The organism is Brevundimonas diminuta ATCC 11568 (assembly GCF_000204035.1).
Lineage (GTDB): Bacteria > Pseudomonadota > Alphaproteobacteria > Caulobacterales > Caulobacteraceae > Brevundimonas > Brevundimonas diminuta.
This window is the reverse complement of record NZ_GL883084.1, coordinates 263,031-278,046: the sequence shown is the minus strand read 5'-3', so window position 1 is coordinate 278,046 and position 15,016 is coordinate 263,031. Positions and strand designations below refer to the sequence as shown.

15 protein-coding genes are annotated in these 15,016 nt (G+C 62.3%); 7 read left to right on the top strand and 8 right to left on the bottom strand.

The genetic code is table 11. From position 1 onward, the window contains the following. Window positions 1-80: 80 nt before the first annotated feature. Genes BDIM_RS01405 through BDIM_RS01395 form a run of 3 tightly spaced genes read right to left on the bottom strand, consistent with a single transcriptional unit; the run spans window position 81 to window position 2,301 of the window. Window positions 81-860, bottom strand: coding sequence for an enoyl-CoA hydratase-related protein (locus tag BDIM_RS01405; protein WP_040344513.1), 780 nt, complete (start codon window positions 858-860; stop codon window positions 81-83). 3 nt (window positions 861-863) lie between these two features. Then, window positions 864-1,655: an SDR family NAD(P)-dependent oxidoreductase gene (locus tag BDIM_RS01400; RefSeq protein WP_040344512.1), complete on the bottom strand. Its 792-nt coding sequence runs from the start codon at window positions 1,653-1,655 to the stop codon at window positions 864-866. 28 nt (window positions 1,656-1,683) lie between these two features. Beyond that, a complete protein-coding gene (locus BDIM_RS01395) occupies window positions 1,684-2,301 on the bottom strand; it encodes a TetR/AcrR family transcriptional regulator (protein ID WP_050796557.1) in 618 nt (205 codons plus the stop codon). 70 nt (window positions 2,302-2,371) lie between these two features. Between BDIM_RS01395 and BDIM_RS01390 the strand changes: the two genes are divergently transcribed. Beyond that, window positions 2,372-3,232 (top strand): SDR family oxidoreductase, encoded by an 861-nt coding sequence (locus BDIM_RS01390; RefSeq protein ID WP_003163770.1) that lies wholly within the window; start codon window positions 2,372-2,374, stop codon window positions 3,230-3,232. A 369-nt stretch (window positions 3,233-3,601) separates the two neighbouring features. Here BDIM_RS01390 and BDIM_RS01385 read toward each other — a convergent pair whose 3' ends face one another. Continuing rightward, complete coding sequence (locus tag BDIM_RS01385; RefSeq protein ID WP_003163769.1) at window positions 3,602-3,853, bottom strand: helix-turn-helix transcriptional regulator; 252 nt, start codon at window positions 3,851-3,853, stop codon at window positions 3,602-3,604. 511 nt (window positions 3,854-4,364) lie between these two features. Next, window positions 4,365-5,654: a recombinase family protein gene (locus BDIM_RS18650; RefSeq protein ID WP_412097180.1), complete on the bottom strand. Its 1,290-nt coding sequence runs from the start codon at window positions 5,652-5,654 to the stop codon at window positions 4,365-4,367. A 522-nt stretch (window positions 5,655-6,176) separates the two neighbouring features. On the opposite strand from BDIM_RS18650, the gene BDIM_RS01375 reads away from it, so the two are divergent. Further along, window positions 6,177-6,410 (top strand): aldehyde dehydrogenase family protein, encoded by a 234-nt coding sequence (locus tag BDIM_RS01375; protein WP_040344511.1) that lies wholly within the window; start codon window positions 6,177-6,179, stop codon window positions 6,408-6,410. A 70-nt stretch (window positions 6,411-6,480) separates the two neighbouring features. Here the strand turns inward: BDIM_RS01375 and BDIM_RS01370 are convergent, their stop codons facing one another. Next, window positions 6,481-7,692, bottom strand: coding sequence for a patatin-like phospholipase family protein (locus BDIM_RS01370; RefSeq protein WP_169312110.1), 1,212 nt, complete (start codon window positions 7,690-7,692; stop codon window positions 6,481-6,483). Between the two features lie 169 nt (window positions 7,693-7,861). Here BDIM_RS01370 and BDIM_RS01365 point away from each other — a divergent pair, with 169 nt between their 5' ends. From BDIM_RS01365 to BDIM_RS01350, 4 genes are all read left to right on the top strand, one after another. Further along, window positions 7,862-8,413, top strand: a complete 552-nt coding sequence (locus BDIM_RS01365; protein WP_040344509.1) for a TetR/AcrR family transcriptional regulator — start codon at window positions 7,862-7,864, stop codon at window positions 8,411-8,413. Between the two features lie 101 nt (window positions 8,414-8,514). Further along, entirely contained in the window at window positions 8,515-10,107 is a 1,593-nt protein-coding gene (locus BDIM_RS01360; RefSeq protein ID WP_244911883.1) for an MFS transporter, read from the top strand. Window positions 10,108-10,116: 9 nt separating this feature from the next. Continuing rightward, window positions 10,117-11,265, top strand: coding sequence for an HlyD family secretion protein (locus tag BDIM_RS01355; RefSeq protein ID WP_003163765.1), 1,149 nt, complete (start codon window positions 10,117-10,119; stop codon window positions 11,263-11,265). Then, entirely contained in the window at window positions 11,265-12,638 is a 1,374-nt protein-coding gene (locus tag BDIM_RS01350) for an efflux transporter outer membrane subunit (protein WP_040344505.1), read from the top strand. Before BDIM_RS01355 ends, BDIM_RS01350 begins: the two co-directional genes overlap by 1 nt. Window positions 12,639-12,973: 335 nt before the next feature. Here the strand turns inward: BDIM_RS01350 and BDIM_RS01345 are convergent, their stop codons facing one another. Both BDIM_RS01345 and BDIM_RS01340 read right to left on the bottom strand, forming a co-directional pair. Continuing rightward, window positions 12,974-13,447 carry a hypothetical protein gene (locus BDIM_RS01345; protein ID WP_040344503.1) on the bottom strand — a complete coding sequence of 158 codons (474 nt, stop codon included), beginning with the start codon at window positions 13,445-13,447 and terminating at the stop codon, window positions 12,974-12,976. A 1-nt stretch (window position 13,448) separates the two neighbouring features. Then, the gene (locus tag BDIM_RS01340) at window positions 13,449-14,414 is read right to left on the bottom strand and encodes a TIR domain-containing protein (protein WP_040344716.1); all 966 of its coding nucleotides are present in this window, start codon (window positions 14,412-14,414) and stop codon (window positions 13,449-13,451) included. A gap of 390 nt (window positions 14,415-14,804) precedes the next feature. Here BDIM_RS01340 and BDIM_RS18245 point away from each other — a divergent pair. Continuing rightward, window positions 14,805-15,016, top strand: a 212-nt coding sequence (locus tag BDIM_RS18245) for a hypothetical protein (protein ID WP_211205955.1), incomplete at its 3' end; no start/stop codon positions are given.

Below are 15,016 nucleotides of genomic sequence, written 5' to 3'. Positions count from 1 at the left end.
CAACAAGCGGCGGTTATGAGTTTTGTGTAGGAATATATCTAATCGAGAGTAACTCGGCGCTGAGAAACGGGTGCCGAATCTCACCGCCCGACGAAGTTGGGCGCTCTTTTCTCGATGAAAGCCGCCATCCCTTCAGTCTGATCGTCAAAGGCGAACAATGAGTGAAACAGGCGTCGTTCAAACAGGACGCCTTGGGCGAGCGTTGTTTCAAAAGCCGCATCGACCATCTCCTTGTTCATCAATACCGCCAAGGGCGACTGGCGCGCGATCCGCTCGGCGATGCTCTTGGCTTCTGCAAGATAGGTATCAAGAGGTGTAATGCGCGCGACGAGACCTGCGCGCTCCGCTTCGACCGCGCCGATCATGCGCCCTGTCAGCACCATATCCATCGCCTTCGCCTTACCTATCGCGCGAGTGAGGCGCTGAGTGCCGCCGCCGCCCGGCGTGACTGCAAGGTTGATTTCAGGCTGACCGAACTTGGCTGTTTCGGCAGCGATGATGATGTCGCACATCATTGCGAGTTCACAACCGCCGCCGAGGCAAAAGCCGGCGACAGCGGCGATGATGGGTTTGCGAAATCGCGCCGCAGCCTCCCAGTTGCGGGTCACGAAATTCTCGCGAAAAGCCTCGGCGTAGGTTTTAGACGCCATTTCCTTGATGTCGGCGCCGGCTGCGAACGCTTTATCGGATCCAGTCAGCACAACGGCGTGCACTTCGTCGTCCGCTTCTGCGGCGGATAATACGGCGGTGAGTTCATCCATGACCTGGTTGTTCAGCGCATTGAGCGCTTCGGGTCGATGAATTCGGACGACCAGATAGCCGGCTTCCTGCTCCACAATGAGGGTTTGAAATCGTTCCATCGGTCAGCGCGGAGCCAGGCGCACCGCGCCGTCTAGACGGAAGGATTCGCCATTAAGATAGACATTTTCGACGATGTGAAGCGCCAGCGAGGCGTAGTCCTCACCAATGCCGAGTCTCTTTGGAAATGGGATGTTAGCGGCCAGGGAATCCTGAACATTTGCTGGAAGACTGGCCATCATCGGCGTCTGGAATATGCCGGGAAGAATGGTGTTGACCCGAATTCCTTCGCCCGCGAGGTCGCGAGCCGCCGGAAGCGTCAGGCCCACGACGCCCGCTTTTGACGCCGCGTAGGCTGCCTGGCCAATCTGGCCGTCGGTAGCGGCCACGGAGGCCGTGTTGATTATAATCCCGCGCTCCCCATCCTCCAGCTGAGCGAGCGTCGCCATTCCAACGGCTGCTTTGGCGATGCAACGGTACGTCCCGATGAGGTTTACTCGGATCGTCCGATCAAAAATTTCGAGTGGGAAATGAGACAGGGCGCCGGTCTCGCGGTTACGGCTAACGGTCTTGGCTCCGGAAACGATACCGGCGCAATTGATCAGGATCCGCTCTTGTCCATGTACAGCGCGCGCCGTTTCGAACGCCGCGTCGACTTCCGCGTCGGAGGTGACGTCCACCCTGCAAAAAACACCACCAATCTCCCCCGCAATGCGTTCGCCCCGCTCGGCGTTCATGTCGAATATCGCAACTTTGACGTCTCGTGCGGCGAGGGAGCGAGCCGCAGCTTCTCCTAGCCCAGAGGCGCCGCCTGTGACGACAGCCGCTACTGGGAAATCAAAGGAAGTCAGTTTCATATCGGCTCCAAGATGTGGGAGGTGACCGTCAGGTCGATCTCAAGGCGTTTGTGAAAAGATCTGCATAGTGCTCGCCGATCTGCCTCGGTGAATGAGGCCCGTCGTCCTCAAACCAAAGAGCGGCCGCATTCAGGGCTCCGGCAATAGCGAACGCGGTTAGCTTGGGGTCTGTCGGCCTCAGAGATCCGTCGGATGCGCCATCGGACAGGACAGCGCGGATGCGATCATCCACCGTGCGTTTCAGGCGACGAACTTCCTCACGCAAAGGCGCTGAGAGGCTATTGTCGGGAACTCGTGTAAGGCATCGGCCATAGACCGATAGAATGGCTTCGGCATAAGCCACGATCAGAATCCAGAGCCGGGATTCCCCTGTCGCGGTTTGCGGTCCGGTACGCTGCGTCACATCGTCGAGCAGACCCAGCGCGGCGAGATAGCAAGCCGAAAGCAAGGCCTCCTTGCTGACCCCATAATAGTAGACTGTCGGTTTAGAGACATTCAGCCGAGCCGCAATCTCGTCCAGCGACGTGTTGTGGAAGCCGTTCTCATTGAATGCGCTCGCCGCCGCGAGCAGCACCGCTTCGCGCTTGGCATCTCGTTCCTTCGAACGATCGTGTCTCGGCTTCCAGGGGGATTCCGGCTGGACCATGATGTCTCCTACTGATAGGTAGCATATAGAACGAAGAGTAGGTGTCCAGAGTGGACAGGAAGGGGGCGTTATGGATCTCAAGGGCAAGACGCTATTTATCACCGGCGGATCACGCGGGATCGGTCTGGCCATCGGGCTGAGAGCGGCGCGAGACGGCGCCAACGTGGCGATCTTCGCAAAGACCGCCGAGCCTCATCCCAAATTGCCAGGAACGGTTTTCACCGCTGCGGCGGAGATCGAGGCGGCGGGTGGAAAGAGTCTCGCCATTATCGGCGACGTTCGTTTCGAAGATCAGATCGCGGCGGCTATGAAGAAAACGGCCGACACCTTCGGTGGGATCGACATACTGGTGAATAACGCCAGCGCGATTTCGCTTACGGACACCGCCGCGACCGATGCCAAGCGCTATGACCTGATGGATCAGATCAACGGTCGGGGAGCATTCTTCTGCACCCGCGCCGCCGCGCCATTTTTGGTCGCGGCAGAGAATCCCCATGTCCTTAACCTGTCTCCGCCGCTCGATATGCAGGCGAAGTGGTTTGCGCCCCACGTGGCCTACACCATCGCCAAGTTCAACATGAGCCTGTGCACCTTGGGCCATGCTGGTGAATTTGCTGAGAGCGGCATCGCCGTGAATTCGCTCTGGCCCCTAACCGCCATCGATACGGCGGCAGTCCGCAATGTCATCGGCACGGAGCGGGGGGCGCCGCGCAAACCGGAGATTGTAGCCGACGCCGCCTACGCGATTTTCAAGAAGCCGTCGCGATCCTGCACGGGCAACTTCTTTATTGATGAAGAGGTACTTCGCGAAGAGGGCGTAACGGACTTTTCACCGTATGCTCACAACCCGGCAGATGAATTATTAGCAGACTACTTCGTACCAGAAGAAGTATTTGCTCGATCTCCAACGGTGTTGAACCGTTTTTATTGATTATAAGTGATACATTCCCTAATTACTTCTCTCTATCGTCATCTCTCTGGAGTGTTGCGCAGGATGCAGGTCAGGGCCGAGGTTAGACCGGAACGTCTTTAGCCCCGACTGCGCCGTTCGCTTTCACGCGTTAATGATTGCGGAAAATTCACTCAGAAGCACCATCTTGACCACGTTGTCGCCAACGTCGTCTTACCAGGGCGGCGCGGTTCAACAATCAAAACCTCAGGGGGCCTTTTCGCAGTACTGCCCGATTACGTATGCTCTTGGCGCATTTGCGAATCGCCGACCGATAGGGGCGAAGATTATAGCCCGTGGTTCGGGTTGGATTTACCCAAACCACGGGGCGCCATCTCAGCTTTGACTTGGCTATTTCCGCGTCATGCGCTTGGCAGGGTAGACCGTATCCGTGCCAAAGTCTGAGGTTGAGGCGCGACGCCCCTTGTCGACCCAAACCTGGAGATCGGCGATATCGTAGACGACTCTGCCGCCGAGTTTGCGATAGACGGGGCCCGTTCCGTAGGTCCGGTGTTTTTCAAGCGTCCTGCCGGACAGGCCCAACAGTTCGGCTGCTTCAGCGGTGCGCAGCAGTTGGATGGCTCTCGGGTTGGATTGCGACATGTCTCTTCTCTTTGGTTTCGCGCGAAAATTGCGCGGGCGAGGAGAGGCCCGATGAATAGTGCTGGCGACAACCGTGCATGTTGTCCGTCACCGGGGCAATCCACGATTTGGAGGCTCATTCCTGCCAGGCTCCAGCTGACGATTTGAACTTTTCCAGGGCTCGGGATAACAGACCCAGGTCCACTGCCCTCTGATGCGCGCGCCGGAATCATTTGGCGGACGCTGTGGCGTGTTGGAGCGTGGAAACGGCGAACTTCGTCCAGCGCGCCGGTTTTGATCGTAGGGTCGGGGCGCGTCAACGGATACCGCCGGACACCATGGCGTAGGAATCGGCCTAAAGGCTCATAACCTGAAGGTCGCAGGTTCAAATCCTGCTCCCGCACCCAAACAAATAAGCCGCTAGATCAATCGTCTAGCGGCTTTTTGCTGCCCAAAATTCAAAGCGCGAAATCCAGCCGTGGAAGCCATGTGGAAGCGCTCGGCGCGCAAATCCAGGCGGGGAGGGGAGGAATCACAATGTTGGGAGTGCCGTCTCATCCAGCCACCGGACGTCGAATGCAAAGCGGCCCCGCTCCTCAAGGGGCGTTACGACGACGGACGCGGTGAGTTCACGGACTAGACGGAGGGCTTCTAGCGGCGGTCGTCCGCCGCCATCCGAGGCTCTAAGGTTTGCAAGATGAACCCTGAGCGTCTCCCTAGCCTTGTTGGCCGGCAGACGTTCAAGACCTTCTGCGTATGCTGCCTCGACCAATAGGCCTGGCACGCTACGACCGTTTGCGCATACGCCTCTCTCGCGGCGCCAGGAGCATATAAATCGTACCCCAGAACCGGAGCGGATTAGGGGCCCTCCGCACGCGCCGCAGCGCATGAGGCCAGAAAGCAGGTGCTTTGGCCGGACCGTTCTGTGTGAACCCTCCTCGGCCTCCCGAGCGAGCGCTGTATGGGCCTTTCGCACTCTGCGCCAAAGGCGATCCGATACGATGCGAAGGTGAGGGACGGGCGTCCGAATGATTTCGGAGGGGTCTCCGTCCCGAGCGTGCCGCCTGCCGGTCCTTCGGTCCTTCACCCAGGTCTGTCGCCCAAAGACCAGGACACCTCGGTAGAGCTCATTGTGAAGGATGCCGTTGCCGCGTCGCGCGTTGCCGTTGATGGTTGAGGCGTTCCAGTAGCTGCCCCCTGGAGCGGGGATGGACTCGGCGTTGAGGTCAGAGGCAATGCTACGTGGGGATTGCCCGGCAGCATATGCTTTCAGGATCCGGCGAACGATCTCGGCCTCGGTGGGGTTGATCGCAAGCAAACCGCGTATCAGTTCCCCGCGATCGTCGAGGCGCCGGTCTAGGGAGTAGCCGTAGACGCGTCCACCGGTGTGGCGGCCCGCACTCGCCACGCCTTGTAGGCCGCGCTTCGTCTTGCGCCCAATCTCGCGGAGTTGGAGGGCATTCATCGTGCCGGTTAAGCCGATATGGAGCTCTGAGACGGCTCCCTCCGAAATGGTGTGGATCCCCACCCCATAGAATCGTAGATCTTCGAACGCTGCGCTCACATCGGCCTGCGATCTGGATAGGCGATCGAGCGCTTCGCAGACAACTAGGTCGAAAGCTCGCTCTTCCGCTGCCTTCATGAGCGCGGCGAAGCCCGGCCTATTCGCTACTGAAGCTCCAGACAAAGCAGCGTCTTCGAACGAAGCGACCAGCGTGAAGCCATGTCGCTCGGCGAGCCGTCGGCAAACTGAAAGCTGGTCCTCGATGGACCTAGGGTTCTGCAAATCCGACGAGTATCGAGCGTAGATTGCCGCACGCATCATCTATCGTCCTGTCCAAAACGTACAGGGTTTCGCTCACCGTGAAAAAAGCAAGATGCTGAGTGGGGCGGAGAGTTGACGACGGCTTTCCCTACGCCAAGGTGCTGCACTGTTCGGTTTCTCATCCAGCGCGGCGCGCCCGGAACGATTCGAACGTCCGACCCTCAGATTCGTAGCCTGAAGAAATCTTAGGTAAACTCAATGCTTTAAGAAAAGTTAACTGTAACACCGACGCTGCAGTGCTTCTGCAACTCTTCAAGGTTACAGGTCGCGCGAGAATTTTTGGACCATGTCTGCGCGGTGCCAAGAACAGGCACGCCCTATGGCTTGAAAACGGACGGACCGACTCGGTCGGCACCACCGAATGGTGAGCCGCCAGATTGGGGTCAGCCGAAAGCCAGGTTCAAGTCGTAGCGCAAAGGTGTCCGGCCAGTGATGTAGAGCCGCTTGCCCGGAAGCGTGAGCTGCCCTCGCGCCCAGGTGTATTGTTCTCCCGAAGACATCACGACGGGCGTGTTGCCGTTGGCTGAAGACACGCCCTATGGCCTGGGCGCCTATGTCGAGGCCGGGACTGTCGAAGAAGCCCGCGAGATCGGCCTGCGCCTGTCCGCCGGCCAGGTGGTCCTGAACGGCGCCCAGATGGACCTGAACGCCCCCTTCGGCGGTTTCAAACAGTCAGGCAACGGCCGCGAATGGGGCCCTTACGCTTTCGAAGCCTTCCTCGAAACCAAGGCGATTGTCGGCTACGGCGCTTAGGTGATGCGACGGCGGGGCGTTCCCGATGCGCGCGTCAAGTTGAGGCGCGCGTCGTTGTTCGCCACAGCCTTTACGGCGCCGCATCCGGCAGCCCCGGGAGCTGCTCGGCGGACCCATCATCGCTCGCCGCTTGGCCGCCGTCGGGCGCCCGCCAGGCATCTCCTTCCAGCCCTCTCCGGTGGCCAAGTTCGAACAGCGAGGTCATGGCGGCTTGGTCGAAATCGAGGCTCGACGAGTCTGCCCCCTCGGGGATATCCGTGATGAACAATTCGAGGTGGTTCGCGCCGGCGAATGTGACCGCGGCGGCAAGTTCTCGGGCCGTGGCGGCCTTGCTCGACGTGATGTAGGCGCGGCCCAGGATCGCGGAGATGCGGCCGGATGTCACCGCATTCTGCCGCCCCGCCTGACCGTTGATGATGATGAAGACGCGACCTGCAACCCCGTCGTCCCTGCCTGAGTGCTCCAGGGCCGCCGTGACCGGCCCGCCCGGGCTCGCCAGGAAAGGAACCGTGACACCCCCATCAACGTGCATCTCGCGCACGATGGTTCCGTTCTTCTGGACCGTCGCGATCAGCACCGGGGGGAAGACACCCGGAATGCTGGCCGAGGCAAGCAGGACCTGGCGAAACAGCGCGAGTGCATTGGCATCGCCCTGCGTCGCGATCTGCCCCATGTCCCAGATGACCGCCGCTTCCGCATCCAGGTTCGTCGTCACCACAAGGAGGCGCCGGCCGCTGGCATGCTCTTCAGCGACGCGCCTCAGGAGCTCGGGAGTAACGTGCGTGTTCACCAGGTCGGACAGAATGCGAGGACTCAGCAGGCTGGGCGCCGTCAGAGCGTTCAGGCTGCGCCAGCTTAGGAGCCCTTCGGTCTGGCCGCTGGTGTATGCGGCCCGGAGCTCGTCGTCCCAATCGCTGCCGAGGAAAGCGAAGGGGGCCGTGAGGGCTCCGGTGCTGACGCCCGTGACGAGATCGAACGCCGGACGATCTCCCCGTTCGCTCCAACCCGTCAGGACGCCCGCGCCGTATGCGCCGTCAGCGCCACCGCCGGAGATGGCCAGGATTGTCGGCGCCTGACCGTGCGCCAGCACAGCCCGGTCCATCGCCGCTCCCAGCGCCTCCAGGGCGGCGGCATCTTCCAGGTCCAGGCGGGGATCAACGTCCCGGCTCAGGGCGGTGTCCGCCAATCGGATCGGCGCGGTGTCCCTTGGCAGGGTGCCGCACGCTCCCAGCGCCAGAACCGTCAGCAAGCTGACGGCGGCAGCTTTGAGGCGGTGCGACATGTTCATCCTCCCAGTCAAACTCACTTCAGCCACTGGCTCAACCGCATAACTGCCGCGGTGTCGCTTGCAGACAGCGCATCAACGCCATGGCGGAACGGCGTTGAAGAGGCATGTCCCGTCACCGAAGCACTTATTGACCAAACGGACACATTCGTCCATATGAGACTAGATGTCTCATATTCGTCAGATGCGCAGCGATGTAGTCCGCCACCGGGCTGCGTTAATGGATGCGGCCGCAAAGGTCTTCGCCACTCACGGCGTAGACGTCGCCCTCGATGCGGTTGTGGAAGCAGCCGGCGTTGGTCGGGCGACACTATACCGCCATTTTCCGGACCGGACAGCGCTGCTCCTGGCTCTGTTTGATCGGGAGATCGCCCCGCTCCTGGCGCCTCGCTCCGATCGACCGAACGGCGCTCTGATCTCGATGATCAAGGAGGTGGGACTTGCGAGCCGTGGTTCGGCGGTGCTCGCCGACGCCTGGCGTGCGATCGCGCCCGACAATCCGGAGCTTCGGCAACGCCAGAGAGATATCGAGTCCGCGTTGGAGCAACCTTTGGCTGACGCGATTAGAGCCGGTTGGGTGCGACCTGATCTGACGCTGAAAGACGTGATCATAATCATTAGGATGGTGGCCGGAGCTGCACGTCATGCTCCGGGAGACGATCAGGCGGCAGACCGCGCGATTGACCTGGTGCTGAACGGCATCCGGACGCAAAACTGATGGCCTCCAGTCGCCGCCGGATAGGCGATCCCATTGGCGAGACGCCTGACTGGGCGCCCCACGAACGCCCCATGATTCCAGGGTCGCCATCGACACCACATATGCCGCCTCGAACCCGGGTGGCCTTCGGCCTCACCGGCCTTCTGCTGGGCGTCACCGGGGGTATGGGCACCGCTGCGCTGAGCGCCAACCTTCCGGCCATCCAGGGAGCCTTCGGCCTGGATGTCCGGCAGGGCGCCTGGCTTGGCGCGGTCTATGCGATGTTCAACATCTCGATGAACTTGCTGCTGATCAAATATCGCCAGCAGTTCGGCCTGACGTCGTTCACCAAGGTTTTCCTGGCGCTCTATGCGGTCGCCACCCTCAGCCACCTCTTCATCGGCGACTACGCCGGGGCTCTGGCGGTGCGCGCGATCAGCGGCATGGCTGGGGCCGCCATGGGCTCCCTGGCCGTAATGTACATGATGCAGTGTCTGCCGCCGAAGGCGACGCTGAAGCTGCCGGCGCTATTGCTGGGGCTAGGCACAACTCAGCTGGCGGGGCCGATCGTCTGGATCGTTTCTCCCGAACTCCTGGACGTCGGCGGCTGGCGAAGCCTGTATCTGCTGCAGAGCGGCCTGGCCCTCGCCTGCCTTGCAGCGGTGCAGATGTTGCGGCTGCCGCCCGGCATTCGCGTGCATGTCTTCGAATGGCGGGATGCGATCACGATCGTCCTGTTGGGCTCGGGCCTCGCTTTGCTCGTGGCGGTGGCGGCTGTGGGCCGTGTTGACTGGTGGACCGAGGCGCCATGGGTCGGTTGGGCCCTGGCGGCCTGCGTCGCCCTGTTGTCCGCCGGCGCGGTTCACGAGCACTACCGGGCCCATCCGATCATCGACACCCGCTGGGTCTTCAGCTTCGGTTTTCTCAACTTCGCCCTTTCCATCATGCTGGCGAGAGTGCTGCTGATCGAGCAGCCCTTCGGGGTGACCGGCCTTGTGCAGGTCGTGGGCATGGGAGCAGATCAGACCCAAACCCTCTACGCCGTGGTGTTGGCCGCGGCGGTGGCCGGCGTGCTCTTCGGCGCCTTCAGCCTGATGATCTCCAACAAATTGCTGCCGGTGCAGTTTCTGCTGTCGCTGGTTCTGATCAGCGTCGCCGCCTTCATGGATTCCGGGGCGACGGCCGACACTCGCCCGGCCAGTCTTTTCGTGAGCCAAGGGCTCATGGGCTTCGCCGGGGCACTGTTCATGGGATCGGCTCTGGTTCTTGGGCTTGGCCAACTCATGGCCCGCGGTCTGGGCTCGCTCATCACCTTCGCCATGATGTTCGGCGTGACCCAGATGGTGGGCGGCATGGCCGGCGGGGCGGCGCTCGCGACCTTTCAGACCATACGCACCCAGCACCACGCCGCCTATCTGGCGGATGGCGTGGTGGCCTCCAATCCCGCAGTGGCCCAGACCCTGCAAATGTATGCGGGGGCCTACGGATCGACCATCGCCGATCCCGCGCTGCGCTCGGCCCAGGGCGTCTCGACCCTCGCTCAGCAACTGATCCAGCAGGCCAATATACTCGCCTTCAACGACGTCTTCCTCGTCATCGCCTGGGGCGCCATCGCGCTCCTCGTCCTCAATATCCTCATGTTCGTCAATCAGGGCCTGAAAGCCCGTTCGGCGGCCACGACTAGTGACAGCGCCTCTGGCGCCGTCGCCATCTGACGGAAACCCATGACCGACCAACCGCCCCCCTCGCCCGCCGCCACGCCGCGACAGCCCGAGGATGAGAATCTGACCGCCGCTCCCGTCGCTCCTGAGGCGTCAAAGAAGCGCCGCTTCACGCCGCGCGCCGCGATCATCACGGCTGTGCTCGCCCTCGCGGCGGTGTTGCTGATCCTCTTTGCCTGGAAGCTGCCCCCGTTCTCGTCGTCCGTCGAGCGGACCGACAACGCCTATGTCCGGGGCCAAGTGACGGTTATTTCCCCGCAGGTGAGCGGCTACATCGTCGAGGTTGTCGCGAGCGATTTCCAGTCTGTCGAGGCGGGCCGGCCGCTGTTCCGCATCGACGACCGCGTCTATCGGCAGCGACTGGAGCAGGCCAAAGCGAATCTGGCCGGCGCTCAAGCCCAGTTGGCGAATTCAGCCCAGACCGGAGCCTCGCGACAGGCGACCGTCGGAGCCCGCGACGCCGAGCTGGCTTCGGCCCGCGCTCAGCTTCAACGCGCCCAGGCGGACATGGCGCGCGTGGCCGACCTCGCAGCGGACGGCTCGGTGTCCCTGCGAGAGCGGGACCAGACCGAGGCGGCGCTGCAGAGCGCTCGCGCAGCGGTGCGGCAGGCCGAAGCGGTTCGCGAGGTAGCCCGTCAGGATGTCACTTCGGTCGGCGTTTCGCGCGAAGGGCTTGAGGCCGCCGTCGAAGCCGCTCGCGCCGCCGTCCGGCTGGCGGAGATCGACCTTGCCAACACCATCATCACCGCGCCCGAAGCGGGGCAGCTTGGACAGGTCGGCGCGCGGCGGGGGCAGTATGTAACGGCCGGCAGTCAGCTCGTGTCCCTGGTGCCTCCCCAGTTCTGGGTCATCGCCAACTTCAAGGAGCGCCAGGCGGGCCGTATGATCGAAGGTCAGGCCGCCACCGTCACCGTCGACGCGCTCGGGGATCGTCGCCTGAACGGCCGCGTCCAGAATATTTCGCCCGCGACGGGTTCGGAGTTCGCCGTCCTGCCCGCTCAGAACGCCACCGGCAACTTCACCAAGGTCGCGCAGCGCTTGCCCGTCCGCATCGTGTTGGACGCAGGGCAGGAAGGCCTCGCCAAGCTGCGTCCCGGCATGTCCGTCGTGGCGCGCGTGGACACGGCGTCGCCGGCGCGGGAGAACCGCTGATGCGTCGGCTCCTCATGATCGGCGCATGCGCGCTCGCCGTGTCCGCCTGCGCAACGACGCCCTCGCCTCATCCTGACTCAGCGTCAGTGATCCCGCCGATGGCGTGGCAGGCGGCCGCGTCAGGCGACCATGCGGTCGAACCCGGCTGGTGGCGCGCGTTTGGCGACCCGGCGCTGACCGCGGCCGTCGATGCGGCGCTGGTCCGCAACATCGATCTCGCCGTCGCCGAGGCGCGCGTGCGCGAGGCCGAGGCCCTGGCCGATCAGGCGCGGGCGGGACTGTTTCCCACGCTGGACGGCTCCGGCGGCGCCCAGCAGGCGCGAACGCTCAGCGCCTTGGGACAACCGTCCGAAGCGGCGACCGGCCAGGTGCAGTTGCAGGTCGCCTATGAGGTTGATCTCTGGGGCCGAGTTCGCAACGCCGACGCGGCGGCCCGGGCGTCGCTTCAGGCGAGCGAGTTCGGGCGCGACGCCCGGGCCCTCTCGGTCGCGTCAGCAACAGCCCGCGCCTATGTGACCCTGCTGTCGCTGGATGCGCAGCTTGAGATCGCGCGGAGCACGCTGACCTCCCGTGACGAGGCGCTTCGTCTGGCCACCAGGCGCGCCGACGCCGGCCAGACGTCTCGACTCGAGCTGACCCAGGCCGAATCTGAACAACGTGCCGCGGCTCGACAAATCCCGGCTCTTGAATTGGCGATCCGCCGTCAGGAAAACGCCCTGCGCCTGCTGATCGGGGATATGCCGGGCCGGGTCGAGCGCGGACGGCTGGAGGAGCTTGTTCTGCCGGCTCCCTCACCGGGCCTGCCCTCCGCCCTGCTGGCGCGACGCCCAGATGTCGCCCAGGCCGAGGCCCAGTTGATCGCGACCGACGCCAGTTTCGCTTCCGCCCAGGCCGCGCTCCTGCCACAGGTTCGATTGACTGGATCGCTGGGCGAGCTCCTGGTGGAGTCCCTGGACCCGACCACGGTCTGGAGTCTGGGCGGCAGCATTCTCGCGCCGCTGTTCGACGGCGGCCGCCTCGCCGCGGGCGCTGAGGCCGCTGAAGCCCGGCGAGATCAGGCGGCGTTCAGCTACCGCGGCGTCGTCCTGGGCGCTTTTTCTGAGGTCGAGAACGCTCTGGAAGGCGTCACCCGGCTCGAACGGCAGGCGGAGGAGGCGCAGGCCCAGTGGGTGGCCTTGGAGAACGCCCTTTTCCACGCCCGCAACCGTTACCGGGCGGGCTATGCGTCCTATCTTGAGGAACTCGACGCACAGCGAGGCTTGTTCAATGTCGAGCTCAGTCTGGTCCAGCTTCAGGAAAGCCGGTTGCTGAACGCCGTCGCTCTATACCAAGCCCTAGGGGGAGGGTGGACGGAGCAACTGCCTGCCTCGTGACACACTGGCTGATCGTCGATGACACGCGCTGCCGCCGTTCCGAGGCGGAATCGGTCGACTCGCGAATAGAGAGCCCCAGACTGATTCCGGAGAAAATCCACTGATCTTGCAATGCGCTCTGTCAGGCAGAGACACATTTTACAGGCGAGCGGAGGAGGCGCTTCCCCGCCCCTGAAGGGCACAAGTCACTGATCTTGCGGAGGAAATGGCGCGCCGCTGCGGATGATCCTGAGAACTATTTGGTCCTCGTGGGCTAGGCGGCTTGAAGCCGCTGGATCAGCATTGATCAGTGCGACCGAGCTAGTTCGCAGGTTTGAGCGACGGCATGTTGAGGTTCACTCTTTGGGTGGGTCGCCTAGATCAACCTTGTAAAGAGCCCGCTTTTCGTCGCCTCGCCCGACTACGACCTGCCATCTAGTGAAGGCGGCACCCCCGCTCCCCTCGGGAAGTCCTGACTTCACGGTGACTGGCGACGAACGTCCAAAGGTGTCCTGCCCCGTGCCCCGGATGAAGAGTTTGGTCCCTTCTCTCACTATAATCCCCGGATGAATGCCATGCGTTTCGGGATTGTAGAGGCTTGTCTCATCGACCTCGATGCGGACATCCGGGACGATCATACCTCCCCAACGATCCGTCCCTATCGCCGGGAAAAATCGAAACCCGCCCTCTGCCCCGAGGAACACCGCCACTGGTTCCTCGTCGCCTTCGCAGATCAATACGACTGACTCGTATTTTCCCCGAGGCAACACGATGCTTCCCGGAGGTGCCTCCTCGACGTTTCCGACGGTAAATTCTTCGGGCGACAGCATCTCACCAGCCTTGTTGTAGGGGACGGATCAGCATGTCCCAGAAGAACTCAGCGCCGCCTTCAAGCGACAGTTTCGGATCGCGCTCGCCGGCCATGAAAGCCATTCCCATCGGGCGGAGGTACATGGCTTGGTCATCAGCTTGAATGGAGAGCGCCTCGTTCAGGGAATTGCTATCTGAGGCGTGGCCTTGAACGTAGTTGATACCTCCACCGAACGCGCCGCCCCCCATGTAAATGGTGCAGCGGGCCACATCCTTTCCGTTCTTGTAGATCGTCGCGAAGAAACGGTTCGCATCCAAAAAGCGGAATGATCCTTCGATGCCTGAGTTTCGCTCACCTAACTCGGCTAGGGAGTTCTGGAAGAAGCGGGCGATGAAATCGAACGCCTCAGCCTGGAACTGGTCTTTGTCGCGTTGGGTGAAGGTTTTCGCCAGCCGGAGATTGCTCGAACGAGGCCCGGCTTCAACGGTGGGCGCATCGAATGGAACTGCTGGAACACGAGGTTGAGCTGCTGGCGTGCTCGTCTTCTTCGAGAGGCTTTCGACCGCCCGACGAACTGCTTTGGCCACCTGGAGGAAGGCTTCGTCGGTATCCGGCCATTGGGTAACTGGCTTACCGTCGCGAGGGGTGGCGTTGAGCTTTCCAAAAGGCGCGTGGTGCCAGTCGCAAGCGCGGAGGATCACCGGAATTACGACGGCTTTGCCTGCCGCGTGGCGCTCCAGCCCCCGCTTCATCTCGATCTCGTAGCAGTAGTCAGATGCGATGAAGTCCGGGCTGACGAGAAGCAGGATAATCTCATCGCTGTTGATGTGATCGTCGATGGCATGGTCGATGTCTTCGCCCGCGCCGATCCGGCGGTCGTGCCAGGTCTCGATCACGCCTTGCCGCTTGAGCATGGCGAGCTGCTTTTCGAGCTGATCCCTCAACCCTTCGTCCGCATGCGAGTATGAGAAGAATACGCTCGGCAAGGCAGCTCCTGTGTGGCCTATCAATGTGATGCAGACAGCGTTCAAGGCAAGCCTTTAGGGCTCCTTTTGTTCTGGTTGTTCCACATAAATTCAGGGGTGGTGCTTTTGGCACCTCGAACGGCTGCGGCTATGGCTGAAGGACGGTAAAGAAAAATCGCCATTCGCCGGGCATGCCAGCCCATTCGAAATGGAGACGAGGGCGGCCCAAATATGGTCAGCCTCGGCCACCGGACCTGGCTTGGGCTTTCCAGCGCAATCATCCGGCGCGGCCCCGAAGCCGGGCCAAGATATATATAGCGGCGTGATCGGAGCGCCTATCAAGGTACAACCTACCCGATGTCCAGATCCCGAACTGCCATTTCGCGCACTCCGGCTGAAGCGATCGACGCTATGGTCGCGCTCTATGGCACCGCGCTTGTCGAAGTGACCAGCGCCGTAATGGCGGAACTCGCGCGCGGCAAACGACCAGAACGGTCTCATCAGGCCGAGTTCTCGATCGGCTCAGCCGGCATGCCGTCGATGAGCGACGGATTCTACAATCGGAGCGGTCCTCCGACCTACTCTTCTTTGATTGAGCCGCAGAAGGATCAACCAAGGGACGG

Bases quoted from the DNA above. Each gene is read 5' to 3' on its own strand.
- BDIM_RS01405 (WP_040344513.1), bottom strand. From the start codon at position 860: ATGGAACGATTTCAAACCCTCATTGTGGAGCAGGAAGCCGGCTATCTG.
- BDIM_RS01400 (WP_040344512.1), bottom strand. From the start codon at position 1,655: ATGAAACTGACTTCCTTTGATTTCCCAGTAGCGGCTGTCGTCACAGGC.
- BDIM_RS01395 (WP_050796557.1), bottom strand. From the start codon at position 2,301: ATGGTCCAGCCGGAATCCCCCTGGAAGCCGAGACACGATCGTTCGAAG.
- BDIM_RS01390 (WP_003163770.1), top strand. From the start codon at position 2,372: ATGGATCTCAAGGGCAAGACGCTATTTATCACCGGCGGATCACGCGGG.
- BDIM_RS01385 (WP_003163769.1), bottom strand. From the start codon at position 3,853: ATGTCGCAATCCAACCCGAGAGCCATCCAACTGCTGCGCACCGCTGAA.
- BDIM_RS18650 (WP_412097180.1), bottom strand. From the start codon at position 5,654: ATGCGTGCGGCAATCTACGCTCGATACTCGTCGGATTTGCAGAACCCT.
- BDIM_RS01370 (WP_169312110.1), bottom strand. From the start codon at position 7,692: ATGTCGCACCGCCTCAAAGCTGCCGCCGTCAGCTTGCTGACGGTTCTG.
- BDIM_RS01365 (WP_040344509.1), top strand. From the start codon at position 7,862: ATGTCTCATATTCGTCAGATGCGCAGCGATGTAGTCCGCCACCGGGCT.
- BDIM_RS01360 (WP_244911883.1), top strand. From the start codon at position 8,515: ATGCCGCCTCGAACCCGGGTGGCCTTCGGCCTCACCGGCCTTCTGCTG.
- BDIM_RS01355 (WP_003163765.1), top strand. From the start codon at position 10,117: ATGACCGACCAACCGCCCCCCTCGCCCGCCGCCACGCCGCGACAGCCC.
- BDIM_RS01350 (WP_040344505.1), top strand. From the start codon at position 11,265: ATGCGTCGGCTCCTCATGATCGGCGCATGCGCGCTCGCCGTGTCCGCC.
- BDIM_RS01345 (WP_040344503.1), bottom strand. From the start codon at position 13,447: ATGCTGTCGCCCGAAGAATTTACCGTCGGAAACGTCGAGGAGGCACCT.